This window comes from Actinoplanes flavus (assembly GCF_017592555.1).
Classification (GTDB): domain Bacteria; phylum Actinomycetota; class Actinomycetes; order Mycobacteriales; family Micromonosporaceae; genus Actinoplanes; species Actinoplanes flavus.
Genome location: NZ_JAGFNS010000012.1, coordinates 207,896 through 220,219 on the forward strand (window position 1 = coordinate 207,896; position 12,324 = coordinate 220,219).

A 12,324-nucleotide genomic window follows, 5' to 3' on the forward strand; every position below is an offset into this window, starting at 1 on the left:
ATCGTTTTCCGTGACGGCCGGGATACGCGCTCACCGCTTGACTTCGGGGCGTGGCGGCCGACCGGCCGCCGGCTGAGGAGACGAGATGAGAACCAGGACGGTGCTCGCGCTCGGCGTCCTGCTCGCGGTGATGACGGCGGGATGCTCGGCGGGCCAGGACGAGAATCCGGGAGTAGCCACCGCCGTCAGCGGCGATCCAGGCCCGGTGAGCAGCGCGGCGGCCGACACCGGCCCCGACCCGGATGCCTCGCTCAAGTACGCCAAGTGCATGCGCGAACAGGGGCTGGAGTGGTTCCCGGACCCGAAAGCCGACGGCCGGATGGAGGTCGCGGTCCCGCAGGGCACCGACATGGACGCCATGGACAAGGCGGACAAGGCGTGCAAGAAGTTCCTGCCCAACGGCGGCGAGCCCCCGCCGCGCTCGGCCGAGGACATCGAACAGGAACGCAAGTTCGCCCAGTGCATGCGCGACAACGGGGTGAGCAACTATCCCGACCCGAACGAGAACGGCGAGATCGCCATCGACGGCTCGAAGCTCGGCACCGGCCCCGGCGACCCCACCTTCGACGCCGCCGAGAAGGCGTGCGCCAAGTACCACAACGGTCAGGGAACCCGCAGCGAGCACCACGAGGGCGGGGGGACGACGTGAGCCGGAAATGGACGACGACCGCGGTGGCGGTGGTCCTGGTGACGGGCGGCGCGGCCGCGTTCCTGCTGGCCGGCGGCCTGCCGGAGAGCGAGGGCAACGGCGCGCGGGCGAGCAGCGCCGCCGGCCCGGCGACCGCGGACATCACCCGGCAGACACTGATCGACAGGGAACGCCACGACGGCTCCCTCGGGTACGGCGACGCCGTGAGCCTCACCACCCGGCTGTCCGGCACCGTGACCTGGCTGCCCACCGAAGGCGCCACCATCAAACGGGGCAAACCGCTCTACAAGCTCGACAACGACCCGGTGGTCCTGCTGTACGGGCCCCTGCCGGCGTACCGCGCGCTCTCCCCGGGACTCGACGGCCCCGACGTGAAGCAGTTCGAGAGAAACCTGTGGGCACTCGGCTACCGCGGCTTCACCGTCGACGGCGACTACACCTCGTCGACGGCGTCCGCGGTCGAGGACTGGCAGGAGGACCTCGGCCTCGACGAGACCGGCACCGTCGAACTGGGCCGCATCGTCTACGCCACCGGCGCGATCCGGGTCGCCGACCGGTCCGTCGACGTCGGCGCGACCGCCCAGCCCGGCACCGAACTGGTCACCACCACCGGAACCGGGCGCGTCGCCACGGTCGAACTCGAGATGAGCGACCAGCGGCTGGCCAAGAAGGGCACCAAGGTCGAGGTGACCCTGCCGGACGGCAAGACCGTTCCCGGCCACATCTCCGGCGTGGAGAGCACCGTCGAAACGGCCGACAACCCCACCGAGGAGGACCGGACCACGCTCAACGTGACGATCGGGTTCGACCAGGCCCCACAAGGCCTCGACGAAGCGGCGGTGGGCGTACAGTTCGTCTCCTCCCAGCGGGAGAACGTCCTCACCGTGCCGGTCAACGCCCTGCTCTCGCTCGCCGAAGGCGGATATGGGCTGCAGGTCGTCGACGGCGCCGGCAGCCGCATCGTGGCGGTCGAGACCGGCCTGTTCGCCGACGGCCGCGTCGAGATCACCGGCGACGGCCTCACCGAGGGCATGAAGGTGGGTGTCCCGGCATGAGCCCGGTCATCGAGCTCGCCGAGGTCACCAAGAGCTACCCGGGCGGGGTCCACGCGCTGCGCTCGGTCGACCTCAGCGTCGAGCCGGGTGAGCTGATCGCCATCGTCGGCCCGTCCGGCTCCGGCAAATCCACCATGCTCAACGTCATCGGCACCCTCGACCGGCCCACCACCGGCACCGTCCGCATCGACGGGCACGACGTGGCGCGGCTCTCCGACCGGCAGCTCTCCGCCCTGCGGGCGAGCCGGATCGGATTCGTCTTCCAGTCCTTCCACCTGGCCCCCGGCCGGGACGCGGTCGCCAACGTCGCCGACGGGCTCCTCTACGCCGGACTGCCGAAGCGGGAACGGGAACGGCGTGCCAGAGCCGCCCTCGTCCGGGTCGGTCTCGGCGACCGGCTCGGGCACCGCCCCCACCAGCTGTCCGGCGGCGAACGGCAGCGGGTCGCCGTCGCCCGCGCCGTCGCCGGCGACCCCACCGTGCTCCTCGCCGACGAACCCACCGGAAACCTCGACACCGCCTCCGGCCAGGGCGTCATGGACCTGCTGCGGGAACTCAACGCGGCCGGCACCACCGTCCTGGTCATCACCCACGACCACGACATCGCCGGCACCCTGCCCCGGCAGGTGCCGATGCGTGACGGGCAGGTGGTCTGAGATGGCACTGCTGCGCCCGGCCCGGCTGCGCCCCTCCGACCTGCTGCGCCTCGGCGGCTACGGCCTGCGCTCCCGGCCGTTGCGGGCGGTGCTGTCCGCGCTCGGCATCGCCATCGGCATCGCCGCGATGGTCGCCGTCGTCGGCATCTCCTCGTCCAGCCAGGCCGACCTGGACCGCAAACTCGCCGCCCTCGGCACCAACATGCTGCGCGTCTCGCCCGGCCACACCATGATGGGCGACGACGCCACCCTGCCCGACGACGCCCTCTCCATGATCAAAAGGGTGGGGCCGGTCATCGCGGCCACCGCCACCGGCAGCGTCACCGACACGTCCGTCTACCGCAGCGACCGGATCCCCGAACAGGAAACCGGCGGCCTGTCCGTCCTCGCGGCACAGCTCGACCTGCTCGACACGGTCGGCGCCACGATGGCCGACGGCACCTGGCTCAACGCGGCCACCGCCGAGTACCCGGCCGTCGTGCTCGGCTCCGGTGCGGCACGCCGCCTCGGCGACGTACCGACCGTCTACATCGACGGCCGCTGGTACAGCGTGATCGGCGTCCTCGACAGCGTCCCGCTCGCCCCCGAACTCGACACCGCCGTCCTCATCGGCTGGGACGCCGCCCGGTCGTACCTCGGCTTCGACGGGCATTTCACCACCGTCTACACGCGGGCCGTCGAATCACAGATCGAAGCCGTCAAGGCCGTCCTCGGGCGGACCGCCAACCCGCAGAGCCCCGAGGAGGTCGACGTCTCCCGCCCCTCCGACGTGCTCATCGCCAAACGGACCGCCAACGCCAGCTTCACCGCGCTGCTGCTCGGCCTCGGCGGCGTCGCCCTGCTCGTCGGCGGCATCGGCGTCGCCAACACCATGGTCATCTCGGTGCTGGAACGCCGATCCGAGATCGGGCTGCGCCGCTCCCTCGGCGCCACCCGCGGCCAGATCCGCACCCAGTTCGTCTCCGAAGCCCTGCTGCTGTCCCTGCTCGGCGGAGCCGGCGGCGTCCTCGGCGGATTCGCGGTCACCGCCGTCTACGCCGGCACCCAGGACTGGCCGGCCGTCGTACCACCCTGGGCGATCGCCGGCGGGCTCGGCGCCACCCTCGCCATCGGCGCCGTCGCCGGCCTCTACCCGGCCATCCGGGCGGCCCGCCTGGCGCCCACCGAAGCGCTCGCCGCCGCTTGACGGATCTTCTCGCGGCCCGCTCAGTCCGACTGGACCGGGCGGGTCAGCGAGACCGAACCGCCCATGCACAGGCCCGGCTCCTTGCCCAGCTTCTCGGCGATCTGCAGACAACGCGCCACCTGGTCGACGCTCGCGTCCGTCCGGGTGATCTCCGCCCGGGTCTTCGCGTTCGCCTTGTCGATCTCCAGATTCCGGGCCTCGAGAATCTTCTGACCGTACGCCGCGATCGCCTGCGTCGTCGGCTCGTCGTAGCGCGGCGACTCGAACGCCACCGACTTCACCACGATCTCGTCACCCAACTCGGTGGTCAGCGCCTTGATCAACGGCTCCTTGTACGTCTTGTTCAAATCCGGCGCCGGAGCGTCCCCGCTCGTCACGTCCACCGAACCCAACGGATCGAACGAGGCGAAGATCGACGTCAGCGAACCGTTGATCTGCGGATTCACCCGCCGCTCCACGAACACCTCGAACCGGGACCTCTCGCCCACCTCCCGGTAGGCCGCCCAGTTCTCCGGCGCCTTCTCCGACTTCGCCGACCACTCGATCTGCACCGGAATGCACGCCCGCCGCTGCGCCGCGATCGTCACCCACACACACTGGTCACCCAGATGCGCGTACGTCTGACCCGACGCGTCCCACTCGTCGATGTCCTGCCAGGGCGCCGTCCACTGCAAGCCGGCGCCGGTCGTCCGGCCCGTCGGCTTACCCCAACTCGTGACGATGCCCACGTTCCGCGTCGGCACCACCGAGATGCACGACCCCACGATGAACGCCAGCGACAGGAACAGACCGATACCGAACGTGGCCCACGCCCCACGGCGCACCCGATCGGCCTTACCGAACACCACCGTGGCCAGCGCGAACAAGGCGACCCCGGCCAGCAGAACACCGAACACGAACAACGAAATCAGAACTCCTGATCCAGCTTCACCGGTTGATGACAGTGAAGATAGATCGGCAGGTCAAAGCGCGCCCGGCAGGATTCGAACCTGCGACCCACGGATTAGAAGTCCGTTGCTCTATCCGCTGAGCTACGAGCGCTGGCCAGCACATACTAGGCGGTCGTGCCGGACTTGTCGTCCGCCTCGTCGGCAGCGACCTCCACCGCCGCCTCGGCCGCCTCCAAAACGGTCGCTATGCCCGCTTGATCCTCCGGTGCGGGCGGAACATCCACCTCCGGAGTCCCCGGAGCCGGCAGGAACGCGTCCACCCAGCGTCCCAACTCGCGGAACACCTCAGCCCGCACATCCTTGCCCGACAACGTCAGATCATGCATGCCACCGTCGAACCGGGCGATCGTCACCCGCGGACCCAGACCCGGCGCCCACCGCACGATGTGCTCCACATCCAGCACCGAATCGGTCAACCGCACATCGTCATGCCACTCCCGGCCCCGGAACGTCCGCGTCGAACACGCCACCATCACCGGCGCGTCGATCGCCAGACCCGAACGCAACTTGCGCTGCCCCCGCCGGATCGCCTCCAGCCAGCCCATCCGCACCGGGAAACCCAGAATCGGCTTCCACGCCAGGTCATAGGTCCACTCGCCGTGATGGTCCGCGTGCAGACTCTTGCCGTACAGGCCCAGCGACGCCACCGGCATCTTCCGGTACGGCTTACCGCCGCTCACCGCCAGCACCATCGACATCAACGGCCGCCGCATCAGCCACGGCAGATTGAAATCGAAGAACGGGCTGTTCAGGAAGAGACCGTCGATCATGCCCCGCTCACGCCGGCAATGCGCCCACAACGACGTGATCAGACCACCCGTCGAATGCGCGCTCACCAGCAGCTGATCATGACCGTCCTGCTCCCGGATGATCCGGACCGCCTCGTCCAGCTCCGGGAAGTAGTCGGTCATGCTCCGGGCGAAGTTCGGCGTCTGATGCGGCAACAGGCTCCGCCCGTACTTCCGCAGATCCAGCGCGTAGAAATCCCAGCCCCGCTCGACGAAGAAATCCGCCAGATGCGTCTGGAAGAAATAGTCCACGAACCCGTGGACGTGCAGCACCGCCCGCCGCGTCGGCGTCTGCGCCCGGCGGCGCACCAGCGTCGCCACCACCGGACCCTCGTCGTCACTGCCCAGCTCGATGGTGTGCCGCTCGTACGGCCATCCGAGGACGTCGGTCTCCACGCCCACAGGTTACCCATGAGTACCGGTCGGTGCGCCATACCAAAATCCCGCCCGAACCGGCCGCCGTCCACAATCCGCCGCCGTCCACAGCCACCGGCGCACCCACCCCGCCGCATCCGCCAAGCTCGGCGACGACCGAAACACCCCACACCCCACCAGGGAGACGGCACCGTGTTCGAAACCAACATCGTCATCGTCGGCAACGTGCTCACCGCACCCGAATGGAGACGCGTCGGCGACAGCAACCGGCTCGTCACCAACTTCCGGATCGCCTCCACCGCCCGCCGCTACGACCGCGAGACCGGCCGCTGGACCGACGGCAACAGCCTCCGCGTCCGCGTCACCGCCTGGCGCCGGCTCGCCGAAGGCGCCGCCGCCTCCATCACCGTCGGCGACCCCGTCATCGTCTACGGCCGCATCTACACCCGCGACTGGGTCGACGACGCCAACAACAACCGCGTCACCTACGAGGTCGAAGCCTTCGCCATCGGCCACGACCTCGCCCGCGGCCGCTCCCAGTTCTTCCGCAACAAACCCGCCCCCGCCGACAGCACCGTCGAAGGCCCGGACACCGACGCCCTCATCGGCGGAGAACCCGCCGCCCTCCTCCCCGACGACGAAATCCCCGTGACCTTCGGCGACGGCCTGCCCGAACGCGACCCCGACGACGAAGGACCCACCTTCCAGGAAGTCGTCGCCGGCATCGCCGACCAGACCGCCGAACCCGGCGACGACCCCGGCACACCCCAGACCCGCCCCGTCCGCCGCGCCAAACGGCGCGAACCCGTCGCTGCCTGAGACCTTCCCCACCGCCGCCACCAGGCATCGATCACCCTGCCGATCGCCAGGTGCGCGGCGCCCGGTGGCCCGGCCGGAGACACCCCCGGCCGGGCCACCGCGAGGCCACCACCGCCCGGCTCCTTCTATCAGGATGGGCCGATCGTGCCGAAGCAACCGGCCACCAGTCGGAGCGGCCCGGCTGGGCCCCGGGTACGGCAACCGGGCAGACTGAACCCGTGCTGCTGAAGGACATCCGCGCCATCGTGACCGAGCAAGTGGTGCTCTCGCCGGAGGACCAGACGGCCGAGGAGACCAACACCAACTGGTTCGGCGCGCCACCCCACGAACGCATGGGCCTGTCCGCGGACGAGGTCGTCACCGCGTTCGAGGAGACCGCGGCGGTACTACGCGACCAGGTGGCCGGCTCCGGCCACCGGGGCACCGCCACGTTCTACGTCTGGCACGACACCATCGCCGGGCAGCTGCGCTGCTCCGCCGGCACCCGCAAACCCAGCGACCTGCCGTTCAACGACGAATACCGGGTCACCGAAGACCTCCGGGGCATCGTCGTCGAATTCCTCGAAGACCGGGCCCCCGGCTCCATCGCCTGGGGCGAACTCGAACCCGTTCCCTACCCCGACGACCTCGAACCACCCGCGCTCGCCGTCTGGGCGTTCGACCTCACCCCGTTCGGCCGCTGACAGTGATGCCACGGTGGACCGCGGACGCGGCCGGCCTCATCGGCGGCTACCTGCTCGACGCGGCACTCGGTGACCCACGACGGCTGCACCCGGTAGCCGGCTACGGCACCGCCGCCGCGGCGCTCGAACGACGGCTCTACCGGCCCCACCGGCGCGCGGGGACGGCCTACACCGCCATCGCCGTCGGTGTACCCGTCCTCGCCGGGCTCGCCGCCGCGCGGGCCACCCGTGGCCGGCCGGTCGCCCGGGCCGCCGTCACCGCGGCCGCCACATGGACGGTGCTCGGTGGGCGTACCCTCCGGCGCGAAGCGCGAATCATGGCCGGTCACCTGGAAAGCGGTGACCTGCCGGCGGCCCGGGGACGCCTCGGGCACCTGTGCGGGCGCGACCCGTCCGCACTCGACGAGCCGGAACTCGCCCGCGCCACCGTGGAATCCGTCGCCGAGAACACGTCCGACGCGGTCGTCGCCCCACTTCTCTGGGGCGCGCTGCTCGGGCCGGCCGGACTGCTCGGATACCGGGCGGCGAACACGCTCGACGCCATGGTCGGGCACCGGTCCGATCGGTACGCCCGATTCGGGACGCCGGCCGCCCGGCTGGACGATGTCCTCAACCTGGCGCCCTCGCGGGTCACCGGGGTCGTCACGGCGGCCGTCGCACCGGTGGCGGGCGGGTCCGTCCGGGAGACGCTGCGGGTGTGGCGGCGGGACCGCGGAGACCATCCGTCGCCCAACGCGGGGCAGTGCGAATCCGCCATGGCCGGGGCGCTGGGGGTGCGGCTCGGTGGGCGGAACGTCTATTTCGGACGCAGTGAGGTGCGGCCGTTCCTGGGGGACGGGCCGCGGCCGTCGGCGGGGCATCTGCGACGGGCCGCCCGGGTGTCGGGGGCGGTCGGGGTGGTGGCTCTGGGGATGGCTGCCGCCGTGGCGGCGGCACGAGGTTTGATCATGGCCGGTGGTGGCGGGGGCGGGGCGGGGCCCGAAGGGCCGCACCAAACCACGACGCGGTTCCGTCGATGACCGGCGCCCTTCTGGTCACCGGCACCACCTCCGACGCCGGCAAGAGCATCCTCACCGCCGGCATCTGCCGCTGGCTGCACCGCAACGGCGTACGCGTCGCCCCCTTCAAATCCCAGAACATGTCCAACAACTCCGCCGTCGTGGTCACCGCGGACGGCCGCGGCGGCGAGCTGGGCCGGGCCCAGGCCATGCAGGCCGCCGCCTGTGGCATAGCCCCCGACCTGCGCTTCAACCCGGTCCTGCTGAAGCCCGGCAGCGACCGTTCCAGCCAGGTCGTCCTGCTGGGCGAGGCGGTCGACACGGTCACCGCCGGCAACTACCGCACCCTGCGCCCACGCCTGGCCGAGACCGCCTTCGCCGCGTTCGAGGAGCTGCGCTCCGCGTACGATGTCCTGATCTGTGAAGGCGCCGGGAGCCCCACCGAGATCAACCTTCGCGACGGCGATTTCGTCAACATGGGTTTGGCCCGTCGTTTCGGCCTGCCGACCGTGGTGGTCGGCGACATCGACCGTGGCGGCGTGTTCGCCGCCTTCTTCGGCACGCTGGCCCTGCTCGCTCCGGAGGATCAGGAGCTCGTCGCCGGCTTTGTGATCAACAAGTTCCGCGGGGACCTCGGCCTGCTGCGTCCCGGCCTCGACATGATCACCAAGGCGACCGGCCGGCCGGTGCACGGTGTCCTGCCGTTCCACCTGGACGTCTGGCTCGACGCGGAGGACTCCCTCGCCTACGGCCGGGTCCTGGGCCGTCCCGGGCCGCCACGCGGGACCGAGTGGCTGCGTGTCGCCGTGGTCCGCCTGCCGCGGATCTCGAACGCCACCGACGTCGAGGCGCTCGCCGCCGAGCCCGGCGTACAGGTCAGGTTGACGATCGAGCCGGGCGAGATCGCCGACGCCGACCTGGTCGTGCTGCCCGGCTCCAAGGCCACCGTGAGCGATCTGGCCTGGCTGCGCGAGACCGGCCTGGCCGGCGCGATCGGCGCGCACGCCGCCGCGGGCCGTCCGCTGCTCGGCATCTGCGGTGGCTATCAGATGCTCGCCGAGTCCATCCACGACGAGGTGGAGAGCGGCGACGGCACGGTGCCCGGCCTGGGCCTGCTGCCGGTCGGCATCACCTTCGCGGCCCGCAAGACGCTGGCCCGCCCGGCGGGGAGCGGCCTGGGCGCGCCGGTGCGCGGTTACGAGATCCATCATGGGTACGTCTCCGCCGGCGCCCCCGACCCGCTGCTCCGGTACGACGACGGCCGTCCCGAGGGTGCGGTGGCCGGCAACGTCTACGGCACGCACTGGCACGGCGCCTTCGAGTCGGACGAGTTCCGCCGCCGTTTCCTCACCGAGGTGGCCCGGCGGGCCGGCCGGCGCGGGTTCACGGTGGCCCCGGACACCCGGTTCGCCGCCGTCCGCGAGCGCGCGCTGGACGTACTCGGTGATCTGGTCGAGGAGAACCTGGACACCGCCGCCCTCTGGCGGCTGATCGAGCAGGGCGCCCCGCCGGGGTTGCCGTTCCTGCCTCCGGGGGCTCCCTAGGGATCGATCTCCGGGTCTTCTCCGGGTCGCGGGCGGGGACACGCGTTGCGTCGCGGGCGTACGTTGGGCCCGGAAGCGCGGCCCTGCGCCGCGGCAGCGGCGAGGACGGGGTGACACAGATGACCACCGAGGATGACAGCCGGCCGGTGCGCCGCCGGGTGACCCTGACCGGGATCAGCTCGCGCGCCTGGGAGCATCCGGCCGACAAGGGCGCGCTCTCCGCGCTGCGTGAGTTGCGCGGTTTCGACGACGTGGTGAAGACGTTCTTCGGCATGTGGAACGAGCGGGGTTTCCGGCTCATGTTCCTGGCCGGCGCCATTCGCGTGGATCACCGGCAGTACCCGCGGGTCTACCAGCGGTTCACCGAGGCGGCGGCGGCGCTGGACGTGCCCGATCTGCCGGAGCTGTACGTGACGCAGGACCCGCGGATCAACGGTCAGGCGATCGGTCTGGACCGGCCGTTCATCGCGCTGACCACCGGCGCCGTGGAGAAGCTCGACGACGACGAGTTGCGGGCGCTGCTCGGCCACGAGCTGGGCCACGTGCGCAGCGGCCACGCCGTCTACAAGACCATCATGACGATCCTGACCAGCTGGGCGGCGAACCTGAGCTGGCTGCCGGTCGGCGCGATCGCGTTGCGCGGGATCATCGCGGCGATGCTGGAGTGGTGGCGCAAGGCGGAGCTGTCGGCCGACCGGGCCGGTCTGCTCGCCGGTCAGGATCCGGCGGCCTCGCTGCGGCTGCTGATGAAGCTGGCCGGCGGTGGGGACCTGTCGCAGATCGACACGGCCGCGTTCCTCGAGCAGGCGGCCGAGTACGAGGGCGGCGGCGACCTGCGCGACAGCATCCACAAGATCGGCCTGACCGCGTGGAACAGTCACCCGGTTCCCGTCGCCCGGGCCGCTGAGCTGCGGAAGTGGATCGACTCGGGGGAGTACGGGCGGATTCTCGGCGGTGACTACCCGCGCCGGGACGACGACGGCGACGCCTCGGTGTCCGAGGACGTGAAGGCCGCGGCCAAGGCGTACCGGGACGACTTCACGAACTCCCAGGATCCGCTGGTGACCCTGGTGCGGCGGTTCGGTGGTGGCGCCGCCGATCTGGCCGGGTCGGCCGCCGGGAAGGCGTACAACTGGGCCAGCGACGCGGCCCGGCGAGGCCGCGGCGACAACGGCGGTGAGGGTACGCCGGACGCATGATCCGCATGCCGCCGGTCCGGGCGGGCCGGAGGATGTCACACTTCCGGCCTACGATCGGCGGCATGAGCCTGAGTGAATCCGATCTGCGCGCCGCGATCCGGCGCGAGATGCCCGGTGTCCGCGCCGACCTGGAACGACTGGTGCGTATCCCGGGTGTCGCCTTCGAGGGTTTCGACCACTCGCACGTCGAGCGGTCCGCGGTGGCGGTCGCCGAGCTGCTGCGCGGGTGCGGGCTCGACACCGAGATCGTCCGGCACGGCGGCCAGCCCGCCGTGATCGGGCGTAAGGCGGCGCCGGCCGGCGCGCCCACCGTGCTGCTCTACGCGCACCACGACGTCCAGCCCGCCGGTGACCCCGCGCTGTGGACCAGCGATCCGTTCGAGCCGGTCGAGCGGGACGGGCGGCTCTACGGCCGCGGCGCCGCCGACGACAAGGCCGGGGTGATGGCGCATGTCGCCGCGCTGCGCGCGTTCGGCGATCAGCTGCCGGTCGGCGTGGTCGTCTTCGTCGAGGGGGAGGAGGAGTACGGCTCCGACTCCCTCGACACGATCATCCACGAGCACCTGGAGGAGTTGCGGTCCGATGTCATCGTGATCGCCGACTCCGGCAACTGGGACATCGGCCGGCCGGCCCTGACCACCTCGCTGCGCGGCCTGGTCAACATGTTCGCCGAGGTGCGGGTGCTGAAGAGTGCGGTGCACAGTGGCATGTTCGGCGGCCCGGTGCCGGACGCGCTGATCACCCTGGCCCGGCTGCTGGCGACGCTGCACGACGACGACGGCGAGGTGGCGGTGCCCGGGCTGGTGGGCCGTGAGGGCGCGAGCGTCGACTATCCGGCCGACCGTTTCCGGCACGAGGCCGGGATCCTGGACGGCGTCGACCTGATCGGCCGGGGCACCATCACCGACCGCATCTGGACGAAGCCGTCCATCTCGGTGCTCGGTGTCGACGCGCCGCGCACCCTGGAGGCGGCGAACGCGTTGCAGCCGACCGCCAAAGCCAAGATCAGCGTCCGGCTGGCGCCGGGCGAGGACCCCAAGTCGGCGTACGACGCGGTCCGCGCCCACCTGGAGAAGAACGTGCCGTGGGGCGCCCAGCTCGAGGTCACCCTGGAGAGCGACGGCCAGCCGTGCGTGATCGACGCGACCGGCCCGGTGTACGACGCGGCCCGCGCCGCCTTCCGCTCCGCGTGGGACGGCACCGAGCCGGTGGACATGGGCGTCGGCGGGTCGATCCCGTTCATCGCCACCTTCCAGGAGCTGTTCCCGGCCGCCGCGATCCTGGTGACCGGCGTCGAGGATCCGTATTCGGGCGCGCACGGGCCGGACGAGAGTCTGCATCTCGGTGAGTTCGAGCGCGTGTGTGTGGCCGAGGCGCTGCTGCTCAAGAACGTCGCGGAGACCATGACGAGGTAGATCGGGG

12 protein-coding genes and 1 tRNA gene are annotated in these 12,324 nt (G+C 71.2%); 10 read left to right on the top strand and 3 right to left on the bottom strand.

Annotation, left to right across the window (positions count from 1 at the left end; all coding sequences use genetic code 11):
- Positions 1-85: 85 nt before the first annotated feature.
- The 4 genes from J5X75_RS44440 to J5X75_RS20090 are packed head-to-tail and all read left to right on the top strand — an operon-like array spanning position 86 to position 3,546.
- Positions 86-649 (top strand): hypothetical protein, encoded by a 564-nt coding sequence (locus tag J5X75_RS44440; protein ID WP_238488543.1) that lies wholly within the window; start codon positions 86-88, stop codon positions 647-649.
- Entirely contained in the window at positions 646-1,704 is a 1,059-nt protein-coding gene (locus J5X75_RS44445; protein WP_307798172.1) for an efflux RND transporter periplasmic adaptor subunit, read from the top strand. Before J5X75_RS44440 ends, J5X75_RS44445 begins: the two co-directional genes overlap by 4 nt.
- The gene (locus J5X75_RS20085; RefSeq protein ID WP_208468931.1) at positions 1,701-2,360 is read left to right on the top strand and encodes an ABC transporter ATP-binding protein; all 660 of its coding nucleotides are present in this window, start codon (positions 1,701-1,703) and stop codon (positions 2,358-2,360) included. The genes J5X75_RS44445 and J5X75_RS20085 overlap by 4 nt, the downstream gene beginning before the upstream one ends.
- Position 2,361: 1 nt before the next feature.
- The gene (locus J5X75_RS20090) at positions 2,362-3,546 is read left to right on the top strand and encodes an ABC transporter permease (RefSeq protein WP_208468932.1); all 1,185 of its coding nucleotides are present in this window, start codon (positions 2,362-2,364) and stop codon (positions 3,544-3,546) included.
- A 20-nt stretch (positions 3,547-3,566) separates the two neighbouring features.
- Here the strand turns inward: J5X75_RS20090 and J5X75_RS20095 are convergent, their stop codons facing one another.
- From J5X75_RS20095 to J5X75_RS20105, 3 genes are all read right to left on the bottom strand, one after another.
- Positions 3,567-4,442: an SPFH domain-containing protein gene (locus J5X75_RS20095; protein ID WP_504739689.1), complete on the bottom strand. Its 876-nt coding sequence runs from the start codon at positions 4,440-4,442 to the stop codon at positions 3,567-3,569.
- A 72-nt stretch (positions 4,443-4,514) separates the two neighbouring features.
- Positions 4,515-4,587 (bottom strand) — tRNA-Arg (locus J5X75_RS20100).
- 13 nt (positions 4,588-4,600) lie between these two features.
- Entirely contained in the window at positions 4,601-5,680 is a 1,080-nt protein-coding gene (locus J5X75_RS20105; RefSeq protein WP_208468934.1) for an alpha/beta hydrolase, read from the bottom strand.
- Between the two features lie 171 nt (positions 5,681-5,851).
- Here J5X75_RS20105 and J5X75_RS20110 point away from each other — a divergent pair, with 171 nt between their 5' ends.
- The 6 genes from J5X75_RS20110 to J5X75_RS20135 all read left to right on the top strand — a co-directional run bounded on the left by J5X75_RS20110 (position 5,852) and on the right by J5X75_RS20135 (position 12,317).
- Positions 5,852-6,478 carry a single-stranded DNA-binding protein gene (locus J5X75_RS20110; protein WP_208468935.1) on the top strand — a complete coding sequence of 209 codons (627 nt, stop codon included), beginning with the start codon at positions 5,852-5,854 and terminating at the stop codon, positions 6,476-6,478.
- A gap of 218 nt (positions 6,479-6,696) precedes the next feature.
- The gene (locus J5X75_RS20115) at positions 6,697-7,161 is read left to right on the top strand and encodes a hypothetical protein (RefSeq protein ID WP_307798173.1); all 465 of its coding nucleotides are present in this window, start codon (positions 6,697-6,699) and stop codon (positions 7,159-7,161) included.
- Between the two features lie 5 nt (positions 7,162-7,166).
- Entirely contained in the window at positions 7,167-8,180 is a 1,014-nt protein-coding gene (locus tag J5X75_RS20120) for a cobalamin biosynthesis protein (RefSeq protein WP_208468936.1), read from the top strand.
- A complete protein-coding gene (locus J5X75_RS20125) occupies positions 8,177-9,703 on the top strand; it encodes a cobyric acid synthase (protein WP_208468937.1) in 1,527 nt (508 codons plus the stop codon). The genes J5X75_RS20120 and J5X75_RS20125 overlap by 4 nt, the downstream gene beginning before the upstream one ends.
- A gap of 119 nt (positions 9,704-9,822) precedes the next feature.
- The gene (locus tag J5X75_RS20130) at positions 9,823-10,902 is read left to right on the top strand and encodes a M48 family metallopeptidase (protein WP_208468938.1); all 1,080 of its coding nucleotides are present in this window, start codon (positions 9,823-9,825) and stop codon (positions 10,900-10,902) included.
- Between the two features lie 68 nt (positions 10,903-10,970).
- Complete coding sequence (locus tag J5X75_RS20135; protein WP_208469000.1) at positions 10,971-12,317, top strand: dipeptidase; 1,347 nt, start codon at positions 10,971-10,973, stop codon at positions 12,315-12,317.
- Positions 12,318-12,324: the final 7 nt, after the last annotated feature.